At 73.9% G+C, this 24,096-nt stretch carries 12 protein-coding genes; 8 read left to right on the plus strand and 4 right to left on the minus strand.

Annotated elements, in window-relative coordinates; genetic code table 11:
* The first annotated feature begins 41 nt into the window (after nucleotides 1-41).
* Nucleotides 42-962 carry an outer membrane protein assembly factor BamB family protein gene (locus ACYVLJ_RS42715; protein WP_460442981.1) on the plus strand — a complete coding sequence of 307 codons (921 nt, stop codon included), beginning with the start codon at nucleotides 42-44 and terminating at the stop codon, nucleotides 960-962.
* On the opposite strand, the gene ACYVLJ_RS42720 is transcribed toward ACYVLJ_RS42715, so the two are convergent.
* On the minus strand, nucleotides 949-3,225 hold the full coding sequence (locus ACYVLJ_RS42720) for a non-ribosomal peptide synthetase (protein WP_460442982.1): 2,277 nt from the start codon (nucleotides 3,223-3,225) through the stop codon (nucleotides 949-951). The two genes, ACYVLJ_RS42715 and ACYVLJ_RS42720, sit on opposite strands and share 14 nt — an antisense overlap.
* On the minus strand, nucleotides 3,222-3,935 hold the full coding sequence (locus tag ACYVLJ_RS42725; RefSeq protein WP_460442983.1) for a thioesterase II family protein: 714 nt from the start codon (nucleotides 3,933-3,935) through the stop codon (nucleotides 3,222-3,224). The genes ACYVLJ_RS42720 and ACYVLJ_RS42725 overlap by 4 nt, the downstream gene beginning before the upstream one ends.
* 183 nt (nucleotides 3,936-4,118) lie before the next feature.
* Between ACYVLJ_RS42725 and ACYVLJ_RS42730 the strand changes: the two genes are divergently transcribed.
* The 3 genes from ACYVLJ_RS42730 (at nucleotide 4,119) to ACYVLJ_RS42740 (ending at nucleotide 7,798) form a co-directional block, all read left to right on the plus strand.
* Nucleotides 4,119-5,465, plus strand: a complete 1,347-nt coding sequence (locus ACYVLJ_RS42730) for a KamA family radical SAM protein (RefSeq protein ID WP_460442984.1) — start codon at nucleotides 4,119-4,121, stop codon at nucleotides 5,463-5,465.
* Nucleotides 5,462-6,721: a pyridoxal phosphate-dependent aminotransferase gene (locus ACYVLJ_RS42735; RefSeq protein ID WP_460442985.1), complete on the plus strand. Its 1,260-nt coding sequence runs from the start codon at nucleotides 5,462-5,464 to the stop codon at nucleotides 6,719-6,721. Before ACYVLJ_RS42730 ends, ACYVLJ_RS42735 begins: the two co-directional genes overlap by 4 nt.
* Nucleotides 6,722-7,069: 348 nt before the next feature.
* Nucleotides 7,070-7,798 (plus strand): helix-turn-helix transcriptional regulator, encoded by a 729-nt coding sequence (locus ACYVLJ_RS42740; RefSeq protein WP_451983802.1) that lies wholly within the window; start codon nucleotides 7,070-7,072, stop codon nucleotides 7,796-7,798.
* On the opposite strand, the gene ACYVLJ_RS42745 is transcribed toward ACYVLJ_RS42740, so the two are convergent.
* Nucleotides 7,777-8,568 (minus strand): ABC transporter permease, encoded by a 792-nt coding sequence (locus tag ACYVLJ_RS42745; protein ID WP_451983804.1) that lies wholly within the window; start codon nucleotides 8,566-8,568, stop codon nucleotides 7,777-7,779. The two genes, ACYVLJ_RS42740 and ACYVLJ_RS42745, sit on opposite strands and share 22 nt — an antisense overlap.
* Nucleotides 8,565-9,509, minus strand: a complete 945-nt coding sequence (locus ACYVLJ_RS42750) for an ATP-binding cassette domain-containing protein (RefSeq protein ID WP_451983806.1) — start codon at nucleotides 9,507-9,509, stop codon at nucleotides 8,565-8,567. Before ACYVLJ_RS42750 ends, ACYVLJ_RS42745 begins: the two co-directional genes overlap by 4 nt.
* Nucleotides 9,510-9,669: 160 nt before the next feature.
* Here ACYVLJ_RS42750 and sbnB point away from each other — a divergent pair, with 160 nt between their 5' ends.
* From sbnB to ACYVLJ_RS42770, 4 genes are read left to right on the plus strand one after another with little or no spacing between them, the layout of a single operon-like run.
* Nucleotides 9,670-10,716, plus strand: coding sequence for a 2,3-diaminopropionate biosynthesis protein SbnB (gene sbnB, locus ACYVLJ_RS42755; RefSeq protein ID WP_460442986.1), 1,047 nt, complete (start codon nucleotides 9,670-9,672; stop codon nucleotides 10,714-10,716).
* Nucleotides 10,717-10,734: 18 nt separating this feature from the next.
* Nucleotides 10,735-11,730: a PALP domain-containing protein gene (gene sbnA, locus ACYVLJ_RS42760; protein WP_460442987.1), complete on the plus strand. Its 996-nt coding sequence runs from the start codon at nucleotides 10,735-10,737 to the stop codon at nucleotides 11,728-11,730.
* 17 nt (nucleotides 11,731-11,747) lie between these two features.
* A complete protein-coding gene (locus tag ACYVLJ_RS42765) occupies nucleotides 11,748-23,873 on the plus strand; it encodes a non-ribosomal peptide synthetase (protein WP_460442988.1) in 12,126 nt (4,041 codons plus the stop codon).
* Nucleotides 23,870-24,079, plus strand: a complete 210-nt coding sequence (locus ACYVLJ_RS42770; RefSeq protein ID WP_451983814.1) for an MbtH family protein — start codon at nucleotides 23,870-23,872, stop codon at nucleotides 24,077-24,079. Before ACYVLJ_RS42765 ends, ACYVLJ_RS42770 begins: the two co-directional genes overlap by 4 nt.
* The last annotated feature ends 17 nt before the right edge of the window (nucleotides 24,080-24,096 follow it).

The following is a 24,096-nucleotide window of genomic DNA, read 5'->3' on the forward strand; positions in this document are numbered from 1 at the left end:
ACGTCGGCGCTATCTCGGTTTCCGCCGGCGGGATGTGTTTCGTGGAAACGGAAAACGGCGTCGTCGCGCTGGAGGTGCCGTCGGTCCGGTGGTCAGCTCCGCTCTGGGGGTGCGGGCTGCTCGACGGGGGTCTGCTGGTCGCGGCCGGGGCCGGCGGGTACGTGGTGCTGGAGCAGGGGACCGGGGTGGTCGTCGGCGAGATCGAGGCGGCCCCGCGGTCCGCGGCCGTTCCGGTCGGCGGTGGGCTCGTGTTCCTGACGGCCGGGGGCGTGCTTCGCGCCACGACGTCGCGTGGTGAGACGCGGTGGGAGGCCGAGGTTCCCGCGTTGACGGCGCCGCTCGTGTGGCACGACACCGTGTTCGTCGCCGAAGACGAGGCGGTGCGGGCGTTCGACCAGTTCGGACGTCCACTGTGGAGAGCCGAAGTGGACGGTGAGGTGGACGGGGCGCTCACCGGCTTGCCGGGACGAGGTGTGCTGGTGCCCGTGCGGGGGGACGACCACGTCGGCTACCTCGAGCTCGGCCCGGGCGGCGAGACCCGGCGAGTGCCCGCTCACCTGCCGCCCGGGGACCTGGTGGTGCCGCTGGCCGGCGGCCTGCTCGCGCTGCCCGGCTGGCCCGAGCGCGACGACCTCGGCGAGCCGCACCCGACGGTGTCCATCGTGGACAGTGACACCGGCGCGGTCCTTCAGCACCAGCGGTTGCGCGCGGAGGTGCGTGGCATCGTCGCCGGCGTCGGCGGGCTGGTCGCCGTCGCGAGCAGCCCGACCTGGGAGTACTGGACGAAGTACCACGGCTGGCCGGGCTTCGACCTGCGCGACGACTGCACCGTGCTGGTCCTCGACGCGGGCGGCCCGCGGGGGACGTGGACGGCGGGCCGGCCCATCACCGGCCCGCTCGCCGTCGCCGCGAACGGGGATCTGCTCGTCCCCGTGTCGGGGGAGCTGGTCAGCCTGGGCTGACGGCCGCGGGGGCGCGGTCCGCCAGGATCGCCGCCACCCCGCGCACCGTGCGGGTCCGGTAGAGGTCGACCACCGCCAGTTCGCCCAGGCCCGCGCGGCGGATGCCGTCCACGATCGTGAACGCCAGCAGGGAATTGCCGCCCGTCAGGAACAGGTCGTCGTCCAGGCTGACGGCGCGGCCCAGGGCGCCCGCCCACAGCTCGCCGACCTGGCGTTGCAGATCGCTCGCCTCGGCCGCGTCCACCAGGCCGAAGTCTTCGCCGTGGGGCTCGGGCAGGCGGGCCGGGTCGAGCTTGCCGTTGGCGTTGACCGGCAGGCCGTCCAGCTCGGTCATCGTCTCCGGCACCATGTAGTCCGGCAGCCGCTCGCGGAGCCGCCGGTTGAGCTCGGGGAGGTCCAGCCCGGTGCCGGCCACGTAGGCGTCCAGCCGCTCCGAGCCCGCGCCCTCGCCGCGCCGGCGCACGACGACCGCCGCCGCGCGGACGCCGGGGGCCGACAGCATGGCCGCGCGGATCTCGCCCAGCTCGACGCGGTGGCCGCGGATCTTGACCTGGTCGTCGAGGCGGCCCAGGTACTCCAGTTCGCCGTCGGGCAGGACGCGGCCGCGGTCGCCCGTGCGGTACCAGCGGGCGCCCGAGCGGCCCAGGAACCTGGCCGCGGTCAGCTCGGGACGCCGGTGGTAGCCGTCGACGATGCCGGCGCCGCCGAGCAGGATCTCACCCGGCACGCCCGGGGGCAGCCGCCGGCCGTGCTCGTCGACGACGTCGACCCGCCAGCCGGGGACGGCCCGGCCGACCGAGCGGCTGCCCGCCGCCGCGGCCGCGCGGGTGACCGGGTGCCAGGTGCACGCGACCGTCGTCTCGGTGATGCCGTACATGTTGATCACCTGGCAGCGCTGTTCCGGGTACCGCTCGAACCACCGCAGCATCAGCGCCATGTCGAGCGGTTCGCCGCTGAACACGAGCAGCCGCACGGAAAGCCGCTCGGCGCGGTCGGCGTCGACCGCCGCCAGCTGGGTGAACACCGACGGCGTCTGGTTGAGGACGGTGACCTCCTGCGCGGACAGCAGGTCGTGCAGCGCGTGCGCGTCACGGGCGGTCTCTTCGGGGACGATCACCAGCCGGCCACCGGTGGTCAGGCAGCCGAAGATCTCCCAGACCGAGAAGTCCCACGAGTAGGTGTGGAACAACGCCCAGACGTCGGCCGTGCCGAAGCCGAACCCGAACACCCGGGCGGCGTCGAGCAGGCTGCAGATCCGCCGGTGCGCCACCACCACGCCCTTGGGCTGCCCGGTGGACCCCGAGGTGTAGATCAGGTACGCGCCGTCGTCGGCGGTCCCGGCCGCCACGAACGGCTCCGCCCGGTCCGTCCACACGCCGTCGTCGACGACCAGCGTGGGCGGTCCCAGCTCGGCGGGGAAGTCCGCGAGGACGAGCGACACTTCCGCGTCCTCGGCGATCTGCCGCAGCCGGGCGGGCGGGTTGCCCGGCGCCAGCGGGACGTAGGCGGCGCCCGTCTTCAGCACCGCGAACATCGCGGCGATCAGCAGTGGCGACCGGGCGAAGCTCAGGCCGACGCGGCTGCCCGGGCCGCAGCCGTGCTCGGCGAGCCGGGCGGCGAGGACGTCCGCGGCGTGGCCGAGCTCCCGGTAGGACACCGCGCGGTCCCCGGCCGTCACGGCGATCGCGTCGGGATGTGCCAGCACCCGGCGCTGGATCAGCTCGTGGAGCGTGTGTTCGCCGTCGAGCCAGGCGGGGGCGGCTTCCCCGGGCAGCACCGGCGCCGGGTGCTCGCCGGCGGTCAGGCCGGCCGAGCCGATCGCGGTGCCGGGCTTCCGGACGAAGTGCTCCAGCAGCACGCCGACGCCGTGCAGCAGCCACCGCGCCGCCGTCTCGTGCACGAGTTCGCGCCGGAACCGGCAGCGCAGCCGGCGCGGGTCGGCGACGTCGAGGTCGAGCACCAGCGGAAAGCCCGGCACACCGATCGCGACCGGCGCCGGCCCGTCGTCGGCCGAAGCGCCGACGAAAAGTGTTGTGCGGTAACGCGAAGCGGGGAGCTCTTCGTCGACCGGGAGGATCCAGGTGCGGTGCCCGCGGTCGTCCGGCACCGCGACCCGCGGGGTCTCCCCGGAGAAGCGGGCCAGCACCGCGGCGGTCGCGGCCGCGAGCGTCCGCGCGTCGGCGGAGGCGCCCGCCGGGAGCGGCGCGCGCACCTCGCCGGTGCCGGATCCGCCGGTGCCGTAGGACATCCACTCGTCGCTCATCGGGCTCCCTCCCGCACCGGGACGTCGAACCAGCCGGCGAGCAGGTCCAGCAGCGCGGTCGCGTCCGGCAGGAAGTACATGTGGTCGCCCGGCAGCTCGGCGACGTCGAAGGACCGGGTCGTCACCCGCGCCCAGCCGGCCAGGTCCGCGCGGGAGACCAGAGTGTCGTCCGCGCCGCGGATCGCCAGCACCGGCACCGGCAGCGAGGAGTCCGCGGGCGCCAGGTACGCCTCGCGCGCCAGGAGATCCGCGCGCAGCGGCGGCAGGAGGATGTCGCGCAGCTCGGGCTGCGCCAGCGCGGGGTGGGTGTAGCCGATCAGCCGCTCGACGGCCTTGACGAACTCCTCGCCGTCGAGGTCGCGCAGGCCCAGTTCCAACGGGGTCACCGGATCCGGCGCGCCGCTGACGACCAGGCCGGCCAGCCGGAACTCGTCCGTCGCGGCGATCAGCCGGGCCACCTCGAACGCGACCGCGGCCCCGGAACTGTGGCCGAACAGGCCGATTTCGCCGCCGGCCACGGCGGTGCGCCGGATCTGGCCGAGCACGTGCCGGGCCGCGGCGGCGACGTCTTCGTGCGGCGGCAGGCCGAACTGCTCCTCGCGGCCGGCCAGCTGCACCGGGCAGATCTCGATCACGGCGTCCCGCGGCGGTGTCCAGGAACGGTAGACACTCGCGCCGGCGCCGGCGAAGGGACAGCAGTAGAACTTCATGGTTCCCGACGCTAGCCGCGCGGCTCGTGGCGCTCTGCCAGTTCCGCGGTCGCTTTTCGCGGGACGGGCATTCTGCCAGGACGGCGCCTCCTAACCTGGCCGCAGGAACAGAACTGCCCCGGGAAAAAGAATCCGATGGTTTTCCGGCCGTGGCCGAGTTTCGAAGGAAAGGGAATTGTCGACGTGAAGCTGCTGCTGGAACAGCCGGCCCCGGTGGGCACCAGGTTCGAAGCGTACGGCCCGAGCAAACTCGACGAAATCCTCAAGCGGTTCCCGGTCCCGGAAGGGCTCGCCGAGACCATCCGCCTCTTCTCCCTCGTACTGCCGTTCCGGGTGAACGAGTACGTGCTGACCGAGCTGATCGACTGGGCGAACGTGCCGGACGACCCGATCTTCCAGCTGGTGTTCCCGCAGAACGGGATGCTTTCGAAGGAGGACGAGCACGATCTGGCCGAAGCGGCCACCGGACCGGGCCGGCGGGCCGGCCTGCCCGTCGTCGTGCGGCGGATCCGCCAGAGCCTCAACCCGCACCCGTCGGGCCAGCTGGAGCTGAACGTCCCCACGCTCGACGGCGACGAGCTCGGCGGCCTGCAGCACAAGTACCGGCACACGGTGCTGTACTTCCCGCAGCAGGGCCAGACCTGCCACACCTACTGCACGTACTGCTTCCGCTGGGCGCAGTTCGTCGGCGAGAAGGACCTGCGGTTCGCGGTGAAGGAGGCCGACCAGCTCGTCGAGTACCTGCGGGCCCACCCGGAGGTCACCGACGTGCTGGTCACCGGCGGCGACCCGATGGTGATGTCGGCCGAGCGGCTGCGGGTGCACCTCGAGCCGCTGCTGGCGATCCCCACCGTCCGCACGATCCGGATCGGCACCAAGTCGGTCGCGTACTGGCCACAGCGCTTCGTGACCGACGCCGACGCGGACGCCGTGCTGCGGCTCTACGAGGACGTCGTCGCCTCCGGGCGCACGCTCTCGGTGATGGCGCACTACAGCCACGAGCGGGAGCTGGCCACCGACGTCGCCGGGCAGGCGATCAAGCGGATCCTCGGCACCGGCGCGCGGGTGTACTGCCAGTCGCCGCTGATCGCGCACGTCAACGACGACGCGGCCGCCCTGGCCGGGCTGTGGAGCACCGAACTGGCCCTCGGCGCCGTGCCGTACTACATGTTCGTCGCCCGCGACACCGGGCCGCACGACTACTTCAAGGTGCCGCTCGCCCGCGCCCACGACCTGTTCGCCGCGGCGTACGGCCGGCTGCCCGGGCTCGCCCGCACGATCCGCGGGCCGGTGATGTCGGCGACGCCGGGCAAGGTCGTCGTCGACGGCACGGTCGAGCTCGGCGGGCAGCGGCTGTTCCAGCTGCGGTTCCTGCAGGCCCGGCGGCCGGGACTGACCGGAAGGCCGTTCTTCGCCCGCCACGACCCGGACGCCGCCTGGCTCGACGAGCTGGAGCTGCTCCCGGACACCGCGCCCGACCTGGTCGAGGCCGTCCGCTCGCAGCACCTGGTGCGAGGAGCGGGGGAGTGACCGCCGGGCACGCCGTCTCGCCGAACCTGGCGCTCGACGAGGCCGTCAACCGCCGCCACGCGGCCGGGCAGCCGCTGATCCACCTCGGCTTCGGCGAGTCCCGCCTGCCGTTGCCGGACTTCCTCGCCGACCGGCTGCTCGCCGGCGCGCGGCGCACCGCCTACGGGCCGGTCGCGGGCGCGGACGACAGCCGCGCGGCCGCGGCCGGCTACTTCACCCGCCGGGGCCTGCCGACCGAGCCGGACCAGGTCGTGCTGGCGCCCGGGAGCAAGCCGCTGCTGCTGGCGCTGATGGCCGCCGTCGACGGCGCGGTCGTCCTGCCGCAGCCCTGCTGGGTCACCTACGCCCCGCAGGCGCGCCTGTTCGGCCGGCCGGTGCTCGAGGTGCCGATCCCGGCCGGCTGCGGCGGGGTGCCGGACCCCGACCTGCTGCCGGGGGCGCTGCACGCGTTCCGGGCGGCCGGCGGACGCCCCCGGATGCTGCTGCTGACGTCGCCGGACAACCCCACCGGCACCCACGCACCGCCCGGCGTCGTGCGGCGGCTCTGTGAGATCGCCGAGGCCGAGGACCTGCTGATCGTCTCCGACGAGATCTACCGCGACATCCTGCACGACCCGGCCGCGGCGTACGCCAGTCCCGCCGAGTTCGTCCCCGAACGCACGGTCGTGACGTCCGGGCTGAGCAAGAGCCTCGCGCTCGGCGGCTGGCGGATCGGCTTCGCCCGGTTCCCGGCCACCGGTGGCGGCCGGGAGCTGCGCTCGACCGTGCTGGGCCTGGCCAGCGAGATCTGGTCCACCCTGGCGGGCCCGATGCAGGAGGTCGCCTGCCTGGCGCTGAGCGAGCCGCCCGAGGTGACCGCGCACCTGCGGGCCAGTACCCGCCTGCACGGCGCCGTGGCGGGCGGGGTGCACCGCGTGGTCACCGAGGCCGGTGCGACCTGCCGGCGGCCGACCGGCGGCTTCTACGTCTACCCCGACTTCGAGCCGGCGCGTGACGTGCTGGCCGGGAAGGGCGTCACCGGGTCGGCGTCCCTGCAGGAGTACCTGATCGACGAGCTGGGCGTGGCCGTCCTCGGCGGCGAGCACCTCGGCGACGACCCCCGCGCGCTGCGGTTCCGCGCCGCGACGAGCCTGCTGTACGGCGCCGACGACGAGCAGCGCTGGGCCGCCCTGCGGTCCCCGGAGCCGCTCACGCTGCCGCACATCGCCGAGACGCTCGACTCCCTCCGTGCCGCTTTCGAGAAGCTGACCAGCTGAATCAGGCAACAACTCGGCAAAGACCACCTCGAGGGCTCGCGCGGCCCTTAAGGTGGTCTTAACATTTGTGGAAGAACCGTGGCTTCGCGGAGTTCGGCTGCCGGCCGGACTTGTCAACCCGGGGACCGGATTCGAGAAGAACCTCCAAACTCCCGCACCGAACCGTTCGGTGGGTGCGGTCACCGTACGGTCACCCGAAGTGCCACAGGATTAGGCCGTACTCACCCGTTCGCGTTGACGCCGGTGACGGCCCGTTCCTAGGGTGACTCTCGACGGTGGTGATGCCCGGCGCACTCGGCGCCGTACCACTCGTTCCCGCATCGCACGACGACGAACCGGGGGTTTTCCATGTCCGAAAGCCGGCTCCACGGCTCCGTGCTCGACGAAACCGCGCGCACCGCATTCCCGCTCGGCCGGGAACGGGAAATCGGCGGCGAATACCAGCGAATGTTTTCTTCGTTCCTGGACAACTCGGACGTCTCTTCGGCGATTCTCGACGACCGGCTGCGCGTGCTCGCGGCGAACCGCGAACTGCTGACCCTGTTCGGCCGGAGCGCGGCCGAGGTCTGCCAGGCCGACCTGCCCACCCTGCTGCACCCGTTCGTGTCCGAGCGCGTTCAACGCCGCCTCTCGCGGCTCGTGCTGCAGGGCGAGCGCGGGTTCCGCGAGCGGTTCACCCCGCTCGTGCCCGCCGCGGGCGGCCTGCCCGTGACGCTGATCGCCGCCGCCCTGCCCGGCCGGGGTCCCGGCGCGGTGCTGCTGCTGTTCCTGCCGGACCGCGTGCAGCGGCGCACCTTCGACCCGGCCGGGCGCACCCGGGCGATGAGCGAGATCGAGACGCAGATCCTGCAGGGCATCGCGGCCGGCGCCAGCACGGCCGAGCTCGCCCGGCGGCTGTACCTGTCCCGCCAGGGCGTGGAGTACCACATCCACCGGATGCTGCGCGGCCTGAAGGTGCGGAACCGGACCGAGCTCGTCTCGCGTGCCTACGTCAACGGCCTGCTGGCCCCGGACGTCTGGCCGCCGCAGGTGCTGGCGGGCCGTCCGGTCGCCGGTCAGGCCGCCGCGGCCCGGTAGATCCGCGTCCCCGCGGGGATCGCGAGCGCCAGCACGACGGCCAGCACGAGGAGCGCGATCGGCGTCGCGTTCCGCTGGGGGAAGCCGGCGCCGGCGGTGACCAGGTCCGGGTTGCCCCACAGGCGGCGGCAGGCGGCCACGACCGAGCTCACCGGGTTCCACTCGGACACCGCGGCGAGCCAGCCCGGCAGGCCGCGCAGCGGCACGAAGGCGTTCGACACGAAGGACCCGACGACCATGACCAGGGCGGCGATCGCGCTGATCGCCTCGGCGCCGCGGGTGGTGAGGCCGATGAGGACACCGAGCCAGAGCATGGCGTACGCGAACAGCAGGAGCAGCCCGAACCCGGCCAGCCCGGGCAGCAGTCCACTGTGGATCCGCCAGCCGATGACGTACGCGATCCCGGTGGTCGCGGCGATCCCGGCCGCGGCCAGCACGAGGTCCGAAAGCGTGTGCCCGAGCAGGACCGCCGAGCGGGGGATCGGCAGCGAGCGGAAGCGGTCGGCGAGGCCGCCGGCCAGGTCGTCGGCGATGCCGAGCCCGCTGGTGGCCACCAGCGTCAGGCCGACCTGGGCGGCGACGCCGGCGGTCAGGTAGTCGACGTAGGGTGCACCGCCGGGCAGCGTGATCGAGCCGTCGAAGAGGAACCCGAGCACCAGCACCAGGCTGACCGGCATGAGCAGGACGCCGACGATCTTCGCGGGGGAGCGGACCGTCGCGCGCAGCCGGCGTCCGGTCAGCGCCGCGACGTCGCTGAGGAGAGTGCTCATCGGTGGGTCCCCGCTTCCGAAGTCTTGGTGATGGCGAAGAAAACGTCGTCGAGCGACGGCCGGCGCAACGCGAAGTCCAGCACGGCGATGCCGTTCGCGTGCAGCTTTCCCGCCACCGCGGCGATGCCCGCCGTGCCGTCGGGGACGGGCGCGCTCAGCTTGCCGTCGGCGACCTCGACCGGGCCGCCGAGGCTCGCGAGGATTTCTCCGGCCTCGCGAGCCCGCGCGGGGTCGGTGACGGACACTTCGAGCCATTCGCCGCCGACGTCGCGCTTGAGCTGTTCGGGACTGCCTTCGGCGACGACCTTGCCGGCGTCGATGACGACGACGCGGTCGGCGAGCCGGTCGGCCTCTTCGAGGTACTGCGTGGTGAGCAGCACCGTGGCGCCGGCCGCGGCCTGGTCGCGGATGGCGGCCCAGAGCACGGCCCGGCTGGCCGGGTCCAGCCCGGTCGTCGGCTCGTCGAGGAACACGACCGGCGGGCGGGAAACCAGGCAGCTGGCCAGATCCAGCCGCCGGCGCATGCCGCCCGAGTACGTCCGGACCTGCCGGTCGGCGGCGTCGGTGAGGTCGAACTGCGCCAGCAGCTCGGCGGCGCGCGCCCGGGCGTTCCGGCGTCCGATGTGGAGCAACGTGCCCAGCAGCACCAGGTTTTCGCGCCCGGTCAGCCGGTCGTCGACCGCGGCGTACTGCCCGGTGAGCCCGATCCGCGTGCGCACCTCGGCCTGCTGCCGCACGACGTCGAGCCCGGCGACGAACGCGCGGCCGGAGTCCGGGACCAGCAGCGTGGAAAGGATCCGCACGGTCGTGGTCTTGCCCGCGCCGTTGCGCCCCAGCACCCCCAGCACGGTGCCCGCCGGTACGTGGAGGTCCACCCCGCGCAACGCTTGGTGGCTGCCGTACCGTTTGGTCAGTCCCTCGGTTTCGATCGCAGCGGTCACTCCTCGGCCCTTCCCTTCCGGCGACGGCGCGGGCCCCAGTCCAGCAGCGCGCCCGCTTGCCGCCCGCCAGCAGTGGTGGCGGAATGCAAGGGGCGGCGCGGTTAGCGTCGTTCCCGCAAGCCACCGAAGCCCGGGAACACGGGCGGAAACGGAGGGGACAATGCCGGAGCGGAACGAAATTCCTCCCTTCGCGGTCATTCCCGGCCGGCAGGTTTCCCAGGTCCTGTCCGGGAACGAGAAGAAGGTCGTCGACCTCGTCGAGGCGGCCTACCGCCGGCACGGCGAGGGGAACACGGTCAACCCGCCGTCCTACTTCCTGCGTTTCCCGGACCGCCCGGACTCGCGGATCATCGCGCTGCCCGCCTCGCTCGGCGGGGACGACGGCATCGACGGTCTCAAGTGGATTTCCAGCTTCCCCGGCAACGTCGCGAACGGGCTGCCGCGCGCGTCGGCCGTGCTGATCCTCAACGACCCGGCCACCGGGTATCCGCTGGCCTGCCTGGAAAGCTCCATCATCAGCGCCGCGCGCACGGCGGCCTCGGCCGCGCTGGCCGCGGCGGTGCTCAGTGAGGTCCGCGGCCGGCCGCGCCGCGTCGGCTTCGTCGGCGGCGGCCTGATCGCCCGGTTCATCCACACCTACCTGCAGGCGACCGGCTGGGAGTTCGACGAGATCGGCGTGCACGACACGCACCCGTCGTCGGCCGCGGGGTTCCGCGACTACCTGGCGGGCACGGGCACGACCGCGCGGATCACCGGCCACGACGGCGCCGAGAGCCTGATCCGCGCCAGCGACCTGGTCGTGTTCGCCACCGTCGCCGCCGAGCCGTACGTGACCGACGTCGACTGGTTCGCCCACGACCCGCTGGTGCTCAACGTCTCGCTGCGCGACATCGCGCCGGAGATCGTCCTGGTCTCCACCAACGTCGTCGACGACGTCGACCACTGCCTCAAGGCGAACACCTCGCCGCACCTGGCCGAGCAGCTGACCGGGGACCGGGGCTTCCTGTCCGGCACCCTGTTCGACGTGCTGACCGGCCGGCTCGAACCGCGGGCCGGCCGCCCGCTGATCTTCTCGCCGTTCGGTCTCGGGGTCCTCGACCTCGCCGTGGCGAAGTACGTGTACGAGGAAACCGCCGCGGCGGGGGACCTTTCGGTGGTGGACGGCTTCTTCCACGAGCTGGACCGGCACCGGGCCGCGGCTCGCTGACACGAATAGGGGTTGTGCGTGCCCATCATCTCGGCTCCGCAGGAATACAACGAAGAGAACCTGTACGTGGACCTCCGGCCGGTCTTCGGGCCCGCCCTGTACCTCAAGTGCGAGGCGTTCAACTTCGCCGGCTCGGTGAAGCTGAAGGCGGCGCTGGAGATGATCACGAGCGCGGAGCGGCGCGGCCTGCTCGCGCCCGGCGCGACGCTCGTGGAGTCCTCCTCGGGCAACCTCGGCGTCGCGTTGAGCATGATCGCCGCCGACCGCGGCTACGGCTTCGTCTGCGTGACCGACGCGCGCTGCAACGAGGCGACCCGGCGGATGATGGCGGCGTTCGGGGCCCGCGTGCACGTCGTCACCGAGCCGGCCGCGGAGGGCGGGTTCCTCGGGGCGCGCATCGCGCAGGTCAAGGAGCTGTGCGCGCGCAACGGGTACTTGTGGCTGAACCAGTACGGGAACCCGGACAACTGGATGGCGCACTACCTCACCACCGGGCCGGCCATCGCCCGCCAGTTCCCCGACGTGGACGTGCTGTTCGTCGGCGCGGGCACCACCGGGACGCTGATGGGCTGCGCCCGCTACTTCCGCGACGCCGGGAGCTACCCGCGGATCGTCGCGGTGGACGTCGAGGGGTCGGTGACCTTCGGCCGGCCGCCCGCGCGCCGGCTGATCCCGGGGCTGGGCACCAGCGTCCGCCCGCCGATCCTCAACGAGTCCTATGTGGACGAAGTGGTGCACGTGGGCGAGCCGGACGCGGTCCGCCGGTGCCGCCAGCTCGCCCGGCGGGGTTTCCTGTTCGGCGGGTCGACCGGCACGGTGGTCGCGGGCGCGCTGGCCTGGCTGGAGGGCAACGCCGGGCGGACGCCGCTCAAGGCGGTCGCCGTCGCACCGGACTTCGGCGAGCGCTACCTCGCCACCGTCTACGACGACGCCTGGGTCCGCGAGTCCTACTGGCCCGAATACGAACCGGCTTACGAAGACGGCCGCCTGTCTGCGCTGAACGCCGCGCACTGATCGGGGAGAACGCCAGCATGTCGCAGAACCTGCCGCTGTCCGCCGCGCAGCTCGAAGTCTGGTACGCCCAGCAGCTCGACCCGGGCAACCCGATCTGGAACATCGCGGAGTACTACGAGATCGACGGGCCGCTGCGCGAGGACGTCTTCACCGACGCCGTGCGCCGCGCGGTGACCGAGGCGGACTGCCTGCGCGTGCGGTTCGAAGCCGACGGCGACACCGTGCGCCAGGTCGTCGAGCCGCTGACCGGGTCGCCGCTGGAGCTGCTCGACGCGCGCGCGGAGGCCGACCCGGCCGCGCACGCGCTGGAGTGGATGCGGGCCGACGTGCGCCGGCCGGTGGACCCGGCGGACCCGGAGTCGGCGTTGTACACCATGGCGCTGATCCGGCTGGACGAGGAGAAGCACTACTTCTACACGCGCGCGCACCACGTCCTCTGGGACGGCTTCAGCGAGGCCGTGTTCGCCCAGCGCGTCGCCGCGATCTACACGGCACTCGTCGAAGACCGCGATCCGGCCGAGGGGGCGTTCGAGCCGCTTTCGGTGCTGCTGGCCGACGAACAGTCCTATTCGGACTCCAAACAGGCCGAAAAGGACCGGGAGTTCTGGGCCGGCCGCTTCCCGGAGACGCCGGAGCTGACCACCGTGTCGACGCGCCCGGTGGTCCCCGCGGACAGCTTCCTCCGCCGCGGCGCGAGCCTGGACGCGGCCGCCGTCGAGCACCTGCGCGCCCTGGCGTGGGAGGACCGGGCGGCGTGGCCGACGTTCGTGATCGCCGCGGTCGGCGCCTACCTGCACCGGCTGACCGGCGGCCCGGAGGTCCTCCTCTCGCTGCCGGTGACCTCCCGCACCACCGACGCGACCCGCGCGATCCCCGGCATGCGCGCCAACGTGCTGCCGCTGCCCCTGGCCATCCGCCCGGCGATGACCCGCGGCGAGCTGCTCGGCCACGTCGGCAGGGAGGTCCGCCGGACCCTCAAGCACCAGCGCCACCGCGGCCGCGAGGTGCGGTCGCTGATCGGCCTGCCGGCGACCGACACCCGGCCGTTCGGGCCGGAGCTGAACGTCGCGTCCTTCGTGGCGGAGCTGCGGTTCGGCCCGTGCCCGGGCCGGACGCACAACCTGTCCACCGCGCCCAACGACGACCTCTCCATCACCGTGCACGACAACGAGGACGGCGGCCTCCAGGTCCTCTTCGACGGCAACCCGAAGCTCTACACCGCGGCCGCCCTCGACCGGCTGGCCCACCGGTTCCTCGCCTACCTGCGCGACCTGGGGGACTGGCCGGCGGACCGGGCGCTGGGCGGGATCGACGTGCTCGACCCGGGCGAGCGCGAGCTGCTGGCCCGGTGGACCGGCACCAGCGGCCCCCCGGAATTCACCGGCGTCGTCGAGCAGGTCGGCGCGATCGCCACCGCGCGGCCGGACACGGTCGCGGTGGTCGACGACGCCGGTGAGACCACCTACGCGCAGCTGTGCGGCCGGGCGGCCGCCATCGCGCGGCAGCTGGCCGGGCGCGGACTGGCCAAGGGCGACCGCGTCGGCATCCTCGACGGGCCCGGCAGCGGCTTCATCGCGGCGATGCTCGGCACCTGGGCAGCGGGCGGCGCGTACGTCCCGCTCGACCCGCGGGCCCCGGCCGCGCGCACCGCGCAGCTGATCGCCGAAAGCGAGGCCTCGGCGGTGATCGCGGCCCCGGCGTACCGGGACGCCGCCGTCGCGCTCGGCGTCGACCCGGTGGTCCCGGACGGGACCGCCGGCCGGCTGGGCGAAGCCGTACCGGCCGAGGTCGACGACCTCGCCTACGTCATCTTCACCTCCGGCTCCACCGGCACGCCCAAGGGCGCGATGGTCACCCACGGCGGGATGGTCAACCACCTCCGGGCCAAGATCGACGACCTCGGCCTGAGCGGCGCGGACGTCGTGGTGCAGAACGCGCCGCTGTCGTTCGACATCTCGGTCTGGCAGATGGTCTGCGCCCTGGTGCTCGGCGGCCGCGTGCGCGTGGTCGGCCGGGAGGTCGCCGGCGACCCGGCCGCCCTGTTCGGGCTCACCGCCGGTGAGAACGTGTCGATCCTCGAGGTCGTGCCCTCGCTGCTGCGTGCCGCGCTCGACTCGTGGGACGACGGCGCCGCCGTGCCGGAGCTGCCGGTGCTGCGCGAGCTGGTGGTGACCGGCGAGCCGCTGCCCCCGGACCTGTGCAAGCGGTGGTTCGACCGGTTCGCCGGGATCCCGCTCGTCAACGCCTACGGCCCGACCGAATGCGCCGACGACGTCACGCACGCGGTGCTCACCGCGGACAGCTCGCTCGACGGCCCGCGGGTGCCGATCGGGGAAGCCGTGCGCAACACCCTGCTCTACGTCCTCGGCGACGGCCTGCGCCCGGTGCCGCCCGGCGTCCCGGGCGAGCTGTACGTCGCCGGGCACGGGGTCGGCCGCGGCTACCTGGCCGACCCCGGCCGCACCGCCACGACGTTCGTCCCGGACCCGTACCAGCCCGGCTCGGGCGCGCGGATGTACCGCACCGGCGACATCGTGCGCCACCGGGCCGACGGGCAGCTGGAGTTCCTCCGGCGCCGCGACCGCCAGGTCAAGATCCGCGGCCACCGCATCGAGATCGGCGAGGTCGAGGTCGCGCTGCGCGCGCTGCCCGGCGTCACCGACGCCGTGGTGGTCGTCGGCGCCGACCGCGCCGGCCAGAAGCGGCTCGTGGCCTACGTCGTCGGCGACGGCGACGCCGAACAGTGGCGCACCGCGACGGCCGAACGGCTGCCCGGTCACCTGGTGCCCTCGGTGTTCGAGGCGTTGGCGGCGCTGCCGCTGACGCCGAACGGCAAGGTCGACCTCAAGGCGCTGCCCGAGCCCACCGTCGACACCACGACGGAGGTCCGTGCCCCGCGGACCGTGCACGAGGAACTGGTGACCACGGCGTTCGCCGAGGTGCTCGGCGTGGCGCGGGTGGGCGCCGACGAAAGCTTCTTCGACCTCGGCGGGCACTCGCTGCTGGGGACCAAGCTGATCGGGAAGCTGCGCCGCGCCACCGGGATCGAGCTGTCGCTCAAGGACCTCTTCGGCGCGCCGAAGGCCGCGGACCTGGCCGCCCTGCTCGACGGCCCGGTCCGGCCGCGGCCGCCGCTCGAGCGCGCCGAGCGGCCCGCGCGCATCCCGCTTTCGCCCGCCCAGCAACGGTTGTGGTTCCTCGACCGGCTGGAGGGCCCGAGCGGCACCTACAACGTCCCCGCGGTCACCCGGCTGAAGGGCGACCTCGACCTCGACGCCATCGAGCACGCGGTCTGGGACCTCATCGCCCGGCACGAGACGCTGCGCACGATCATCCCGGACGAGGGCGGCGAACCGCGTCAGGTCGTGCTCGCGCCCGAGGACGCCCGGCCGCCGATGGAGATCGTCGAAACCACCGAGGACGACCTCGCCGACGACCTGAACGACGCGGCCGCGCACGTCTTCGACCTGGCCACCGACATCCCGGTGCACCCGGTGCTGTTCGACCTGGCCGACGACGACCACGTGCTGCTGGTCGTGGTGCACCACATCGCCGCCGACGGCTGGTCGGCCGCGCCGCTGGCGCGCGACCTGAGCGAGGCCTACAACGCCCGCGCCCGCGGCCACGCGCCGGACTGGGAACCGCTCGAGGTCCAGTACGCCGACTACACGCTCTGGCAGACGGGCCTGCTCGGCGCCGACGACGACCCGGAAAGCCTGGCCGCCGAGCAGATCGAGTACTGGCGGGCCGAGCTCGTCGGGCTGACCACCGACCTCAACCTGCCGCTGGACCGGCCGCGGTCGGAGAACCGGACGCCGCAGGGCGACACGATCCACTTCCGGATCGACGCGGGGCTGCACGCCGGGGTCGCCGAGCTGGCCAGGGCGGCCAAGGCCACGCCGTTCATGGTCGTGCAGGCCGCGCTCGCGACGCTGCTGTCGCGGATCGGCGGCAGCACGGACATCGCGCTCGTCAGCCCGGTCGCCGGCCGCGCCGAGCCGGTGCTCGACCCGCTGGTCGGGCTGTTCCTCAACACCGTGCTGCTGCGCAGCGACCTGTCCGGGGACCCGAGCTTCCGCGCGCTGCTGGAGCGGGTCCGCGAGACCGACCTCGCCGCCTACGCGCACCAGGACGTGCCGTTCGAGCGGCTGATGGAGAACATCCGGCCGGCGCGCTCCGGCGGCGGGAAGACGATGTTCGAAGTCATCCTGACCTTCCAGAACAACGAAAAGCCCGAAGTCTCGATGGAGGGCCTGTCCGGGCACTTCGAGCTGGCCACCAACGGCACCGCGAAGTTCGACCTGTCGTTCGACTTCGTCGAGGACTTCGCCGACGGCGCCCCGGACGGGATGACCCTCGGCCTGGAGTACAGCACCGACCTGTTCTTCGAGGAGACCGTGCGCCGGCTGGGCGAGCGGTTCCTGGCCCTGCTCGCGTCGGCCGTCGCCGACCCCGGCCGGGAACTGTCCGCGCTGGACCTGCTCGCCGACGGCGAGCGCGAGACGCTGCTCGGCGACTGGAGCAAGCGCGCGGCCGCCGTGCCGGAGCTGCTGACCGGCCTGCCCGTCACGCCGCCCGCACGCCCCCGCGTGTACCTGCTCGACGACCGGCTCCGGCTCGTCCCGCCCGGCGTGGAGGGCTGGTGGTACGTCGGCTCCGGGCGCCCGTTGACGACCACCGAGGCCGAGGCGGCGCTCGTCGCCACGACGCTCGTGCCCAGCCCGTTCGGCAAGGCGGGCACGCGGATGGCCGCGACCGGCCGCCGCGGCCGGTGGACCCGCTACGGCGAGCCAGAGGTGTTCGAGCCCGTCCAGCCACGGACGCCCGTTCGGGAGGCCGAGCCGGAAGGCCCGCGGTCCCAGGAGGCGCGCAACGCGCGTGAAGAGGCGCTGTGCCGGCTCTTCGCCGAGGTGCTCGGCCGCGAGAGCGTCGGCATCGACGACAACTTCTTCGAGTGCGGCGGCCACTCCCTGCTCGTCACCAAGCTGGTCGGCCGGATCGAGGCCGTCCTGCACGCCGGGCTGAGCATCCGCGACGTCTTCGAGAACCAGACGCCGGCCCGGCTCGCGGCCCGGCTCGGCGGCACCACCACCCGGCCGCCGCTGACCGCGGGGCCGCGACCCGAACGCGTGCCGCTGTCGTTCTCCCAGCAGCGGTTGTGGTTCCTCAACCAGTTCGAGGGACCGGGGGCGACCTACAACATCCCGATCGCCCTGCGGTTGAGCGGAAAGCTCGACGCCGGCGCGATGCGGGCGGCGTTGCGCGACGTCGTCGAGCGGCACGAAGTGCTGCGCACGGTGTACCCGCAGATCGACGGCGAAGGCGTCCAGCGCGTTCTTCCCGCGGTCGAGGTGGGACTCCCGGTCGTCGAGACCTCGCCGGACCGGCTCGACGCGGCGCTGGCCGAGGCCGCGCGAACCGGCTTCGACGTCACGACGGACACCCCGCTGCGGCCGACGCTGTTCGCCGTCGCCCCGGACGAGCACGTGCTGCTGCTGGTGATCCACCACATCGCGAGCGACGGCTGGTCGGCGGCCCCGCTGGCCCGCGACCTGGCCCGGGCCTACGCCCGCCGGCTCGACGGGCTGGCCCCGGACTGGGCGCCGCTGCCGGTGCAGTACGCGGACTACGCGCTGTGGCAGCGTGAGCTGCTCGGCGACGCCGGCGACCCGGAAAGCCTGCAGGCACGCCAGCTCGCGTACTGGCGCGGCGCGCTGGGCGACCTGCCCGGCGAGCTGCCGCTGCCGGCGGACCGCCCGCGTCCGGCGCTGTCGTCCTACCGCGGCGGCATCGTGCCGTTCGCCCTCGACGCGGACCTGCACGGCCGCCTCGACCGGTTCGCGGCCGAGACCGGCTCCACGGTGTTCATGGTGCTGCAGGCGGCCGTGGCGGCGATGCTGGGCAAGTACGGCGCCGGCACGGACATCCCGCTCGGCACGCTGGTCGCGGGCCGCACCGACGACGCGCTGACCGACCTGGCCGGGTTCTTCGTCAACACGCTCGTGCTGCGCGTCGACCTGGCGGGCGACCCGGCGTTCCGGGACCTGCTGGCCCGGGTCCGGGAGACCGACCTCGCCGGGTACGGCCACCAGGACGTGCCGTTCGAACGGCTCGTCGAAGTGCTCAACCCGCCCCGCGTGCGGGCCCGGCACCCGCTGTTCCAGGTCGCGATCACGTTGCACAGCAACGAAACCCCGAGCGTCGAGCTGCCCGGCCTGACGCTGGGCGGCGAGCTGGTCCCGACCGGCACCGCCGACCTCGACCTGCACTTCGAGTTCGCCGAGGAGCGGACCGGGGACAACGCCTGCGAGGGCGTCGCGTCGCTGGTGAAGTACAGCGCCGACCTCTTCGACCGCGAGACGGTCGAACGGCTGGCCGCCGCGCTGGTGCGGTTCCTCGACCGCGCGCTCGCCGAGCCGGAGCTGCCGCTCAGCCGGATCGGGGTGCTCGGCACCGCCGAAGAGCACCGCCTGCTGGTCGAGTGGAACGACACCGCGCGCCCGGTGGAATGGACCGACGTCGTGGCGCGGGTGCGCGAGTTCGCCGAGCGCTTCCCGGCCCGGATCGCGGTCGGCGACGAGCACGGCGAAACGACGTACGCGGATCTCGTGCGCCGGGCGAACGCCGTCACCCACCGCGTCCGCGAGGCCGGGGCGGAGACCGGTTCGCTGGTCGCGCTGCTGGCCGAACCCGGAGCGGGCTACGTCGCCGCGGTGCTCGGCGTCCTCGGCGCCGGGTGCGCCTACCTGCCCCTCGACGGTGCCGCGCCGGTCGCCCGGAACGCCGGCCTGCTCACCGAAAGCGCGCCCGTCGTGCTGCTGGCCGACCCCGCCCACGCGGTGCTCGCCGCCGAAGTGGCGGGGGACCTCCCGGTGCTGACGCTCGACGGCGAGACCGCCGAGCACGCCGAACTGTCCGGTGACGAGCTGGACCTGGCCTACGTCCTCTACACGTCCGGCTCGACCGGACGGCCGAAGGGTGCCATGGTGGCGCGCCGGGGGATGGTCAACCACCTGCTCGCGAAGGTCGAGGACCTCGGGCTCGGCGAGCGCGACGTGGTGGTGCACAACGCCCCGGTCACCTTCGACATCTCGGTCTGGCAGATGCTCGCGCCGCTCGTCGCGGGCGGCCGGGTCCAGGTGACCCCGCGCCGGGCGGCGCGTGATCCCCGCACGCTGTTCGCGACGGTCGCCGAGCACGCCGTCACGGTGCTGGAAATCGTCCCTTCGCTGCTGGCCGCCACCCTCGATTCCTGGGGGATCGAGGGTGGCGCGCCGGTGCTCCCGGCGTTGCGCCTGCTCGTCGTCACCGGGGAGGCGCTGCCGCCGGGGTCCTGCGCGCGGTGGCTCGCGCGGTTCCCGAACGTCCCGCTGGTCAACGCCTACGGGCCGACGGAGTGCTCCGACGACGTCACGCACGCCGTGCTGACGAGCGCGCCGGACGGCCCGCGGACGCCGATCGGCGCGCCGCTGCGCAACACCGCGCTCTACGTCCTCGACGACCACCTGCGGCCCGTGCCGGCCGGGGTGCCGGGCGAGCTGTACGTCGGCGGGCTCGGCGTCGGCCGCGGCTACCTGGCCGACCCCGGCCGCACCGCGGCGACGTTCGTGCCGGACCCGTTCCGGCCGGCGCCGGGGGAGCGGATGTACCGCACGGGCGATGTCGTCGTGCTGCGCCCGGACGACCGGCTCGAGTTCCTCCACCGCCGCGACGACCAGGTCAAGATCCGCGGCAACCGCATCGAGCTCGGCGAGATCGAGACCGCGCTGCGGGCCCTGCCCGAGGTCCGCGACGCCGTCGTGCACCCGCACGGCGACGACCTGGCCGCCTACGTCGTCCTGAGCGGGGAGCTCTCCGACGACGAGCTGCGGAGCGGGCTCGCCCTGGCCGTGCCGGGCTACATGCTGCCGGCGGCCTACGTCCGGTTGGACGCGCTGCCGCTGACCCCGAACGGCAAGGTCGACCGCAAGGCCCTGGTGCCGCCGGGCACCGGCGCGGCGGAGCCCGGCCGGGCCCCGGAAACCGGACGCGAACGACGGCTGCAGGCCCTGTTCGCCGAGGTGCTGGGCCGCGAGGTCGGCGTGACCGGCGACTTCTTCGCCCACGGCGGGCATTCGCTGCTCGCCACCCGGCTGGCCAGCCGGATCCGGACCGAGCTGGACGCCGAGGTGTCCGTCCAGGACCTGTTCGACCACCCGACGGTGGCCGGCCTCGCGGGCCGGCTCGACCAGGCCCGCACCCGGGCCGCGCTGGTGCCGCGGCCGCGGCCCGAGCGCGTGCCGCTCTCGTTCGCCCAGCAGCGGCTGTGGTTCCTCGACCGGTTCGAGGAGCAGCGCGCCGCGTACACGCTGTCCGTCGCGGTGAAGCTGACCGGCCCAATCGACACCGGTGCCCTCGCGGCCGCGTTCGACGACGTCGTCGCGCGGCACGAGAGCCTGCGGACGGTGTTCCCCGAGCACGACGGAGTCCCGTACCAGCAGGTCGTCGAGGCGACCGGGCTCTTCGCCGCCGTCGGCGTCACCGACGGGGAGCTGGACGACGCCGTGCGCACGGCCACCCGGCGGGGGTTCGACCTCGCGGTGGAGCCGCCGCTGCGGGCGACGTTGCTCAGCACCGGCGAGCGGACCCACGTGCTGGTCGTCGTCGTGCACCACATCGCGGCCGACGGCTGGTCGTTCGGGCCGCTGACCCGCGACCTCTCCCACGCCTACGCCGAACGGCTCGCCGGGCGCGTGCCGGAGTGGGCGCCGCTGCCCGTGCAGTACGCGGACTTCGCGCTGTGGCAACGGGATCTGCTCGGCGCCGAGGACGACCCGGAGAGCCTCGCCGCGCGGCAGCTGGACCACTGGCGCACCACCCTGGCCGGCGTGCCCGACCAGCTGGAGCTGCCGACCGACCACCCCCGCCCGGCCGTCGCCGACGGCCGCGGTGACCGCGTGTACTTCGAGCTGGACCGCGAACTGCGCGCCGGGCTCGAACGGCTCGCCGCCGACGCCGGCGTCAGCGTGTTCATGGTGCTGCAGGCCGGGCTCGCCGCGCTGCTGGCGAAGCTCGGTGCCGGCCGGGACATCCCGCTCGGCACCCCGGTCGCCGGGCGCACCGACGACGCGCTCGACGACCTGGTGGGCGTCTTCCTCAACACCCTGGTGCTGCGGACCGACCTCTCCGGCGACCCGACCGTCGCCGAGCTGCTCGCCCGGGTCCGCACGACCGACCTGGCCGCCTACGCCCACCAGGACGTGCCGTTCGAGCGGCTGGTGGACGTGCTCAACCCCGTGCGGTCGCAGGCGCGGACGCCACTGTTCGGTGTGCTGCTCGTGCTGCACAACAACGCCGGCGCCGGCCTCGGACTGTCCGAAGTGGACGCCGAGGTGCTGCCCGGCGGCACCGGCACGGCCCGGTACGACCTGGCGTTCGAGTTCGCCGAGCAGGACGGCGGGTTCGGCGGGTTCGTCGAGTACCGCACCGAGCTGTTCGAGGCCGCGACCGTGACGCGGATGGCGGAGCGGCTGGCCACCGTGCTGCGGGCGATGGCGGCCGATCCGGGCCGCCGCGTGAGCGCGATCGACGTCCTCGACGCCGGCGAGCGCGAGCGGATCCTGGTGGCCCGCAACGACACCGCCCGGGAGCTGCCCGGGACGCCGCTGTTCGAGCGCCTGCGGCAGACGGCCGAGCGGGCCGGGGACGCCGTGGCGCTGGTCGCCGGCGAGACCGAGCTGACCTACGCCGGGCTGTACGCCCGGGTGCACCGGATGGCCCGGCTGCTGGCCCGGCACGGCGCCGGCCCGGAGTCGGTGGTCGCGCTGGTCCTGCCGCGCTCGGCGGACCTGGTGGTCGCGCTGCTCGCGGTGCTCGGGACCGGGGCCGCGTACCTGCCGATCGACCCCGGGTACCCGGCCGAGCGGGTCGCCTTCATGCTCGAGGACGCGGCTCCCGCGGTGGTCGTCACGACGGCGGGCACCGACACGGGCACCGCGCCGCGGGTGCTGGTCGACGACCCCGCCCTGGCGGAGTTCGCGACGACGCCGCTCGCTGCTGCCCGCGTGAAGCCGGACAACCCCGCGTACATCCTCTACACCTCCGGGTCCACCGGCCGCCCCAAGGGCGTCGTCGTGCCCCTCGGCGCGCTGGCGAACCTGCTCGACGACATGGTGTCCCGCACCGCGATCACGACGGCGGACCGGTTCCTCGCCGTCACGACGCCCGGGTTCGACATCGCCAACCTGGAGGTCCTGGTGCCGCTGCTGGCCGGGGCCCGGCTGGTGGTCGCGGCGCCCGACGAGGTCCGCGACCCGGCGGTGCTGGGCGAGCTGATCACCGGCTCGGCGGCCACGATCATGCAGGCGACGCCGACGCTGTGGCAGGAGCTGGCCGAGACGGCGCCGAAGACCCTCGGCGGGCTGCGGGCCCTGATCGGCGGCGAGGCCGTCAGCCGGGCGCTGGCCGACCGGCTGCGCGAGCTCACCTGGAGCGTCACCAACGTCTACGGCCCGACCGAGACGACCATCTGGTCGACCGCGGCGGACCTGACCGCCGTCCCGGACCGGCCGGGCGCCCCGGCGATCGGCGTCCCCCTGGACAACACCCGGGTCTACGTGCTGGACGCGGCGCTGCGGCCGGTGCCGGACGGCGTCCCCGGCGAGCTGTACATCGCCGGCGCCGGGCTCGCGCGGGGTTACCTGAACCGCCCGGGACTGACCGCGCAGCGGTTCGTCGCCGACCCGTTCGGCGCGCCGGGCACGCGGATGTACCGCACCGGCGACCTCGTGCGGTGGGGCACCGACGGGCAGCTCGACTACGTCGGCCGCACCGACCACCAGGTGAAGCTGCGCGGGTTCCGGATCGAGCTCGGCGAGATCGAGACGGCGCTGCTGGCCGTGCCCGGGATCGGCCGGGCCACGGTGGTCGTGCGCGAGGACGTCCCGGGCGACCGGCGGCTGGCCGCCTACGTCGTCGGCGACGGCGCCGACCCGGCCGACGTGCGGGCCCGGCTGGGCCGGACGCTGCCGGACTACATGGTCCCCGCCGCGGTGGTCGTGCTGGAGCGCTTCCCCTTGACCGCCAACGGGAAGCTCGACCGCTCGGCGCTGCCGGCCCCGGCCGTCAAGGCGACCGCGGGCCACGACCGGCTGCGGACCCCGGCCGAAGACGTCCTGTGCGCGCTGTTCGCCGACGTGCTCGGCGCGCCGGCGGTCGGCCTGCACGACGACTTCTTCGCCCTGGGCGGGCATTCGCTGCTGGCGACCCGGCTGCTGAGCCGGGTCCGCGAGCGGCTGGCCGCCGGGCTCGGCATCCGCGACCTGTTCGACCACCCGACGCCCGCGCGGCTGGCCCGGCGGATCGAGACCAGCGCCGGCGGGACGTCCTTCGACGTCCTGCTCCCGCTGCGCCGGGAAGGCAGCAGGGAACCGCTGTTCTGCGTCCACCCGGCGGGGTGCGTCAGCTGGTCCTACCACGGCCTCGCCGCGCACCTGGCCGACCGGCCGCTGCACGGCCTGCAGGCCCGCGGGATCGTCGACGACGCCGGGCTGCCCGCCGACGTCGGCGCGATGGCGGCCGGCTACCTGGCGGAGATCCGCCGGGTCCAGCCGCACGGGCCCTACCACCTGCTGGGCTGGTCGTTCGGCGGGGTGGTGGCGCACGAGATCGCGTGCCGGCTGCAGGACGAGGGCGAGCGGGTCGCGCTGCTGGTCAGCCTCGACAGCGCGCCGGGCAGCGACGACGCCCTGCCGGACGACGAGGAGCTCGCGGCGATCGTGCTGCGGTTCTTCGGCTACCGCGGCGACGAGGAACCGGTGCGCGGCCCCGACTTCGCCGGCCTGCGCGAGCTGTTCGCGCGGGAGGCCAACCCCCTGGCCGAGCTCACCTCGGAGCAGCTGAAGCGGTGTTTCGCCGCCTGGCGCAACAACCTGCGGCTGCAGGCGGAGTTCGTGCCCCGCACCTTCCGCGGCACGCTGCTGCACTTCACCGCGGCGGCCGACGCGGACAACCGCACCGCCGCGGCCTGGACGTCCCATGTGGACGGTGCGATCGCGGTGACCGAACTTCCGGTCGGGCACGACGCCATGACCGGAGCCGAGCCGCTGCGGCGGGTCGGCGAGGGGATCGAAGAGTACCTCGCGAACGAAAGGAGCGATCGGTGACCAACCCCTTCGACGACGAGACGGGCACCTTCCACGTGGTCGTCAACGCCGAAGGCCAGCACGCACTCTGGCCCGCCTTCGCCGAACTGCCCGAGGGCTGGGACCGCGTGCACGGCCCGGAGACCCGCGCGGCCTGCCTCGCCTACGTCGAGGAGAACTGGCGGGACCTGCGTCCGCGCAGCCTCGCCGCGAAGCACGACGGATGAAACCCGAACCGACACCG

It is taken from the genome of Amycolatopsis stemonae, from assembly GCF_054781455.1.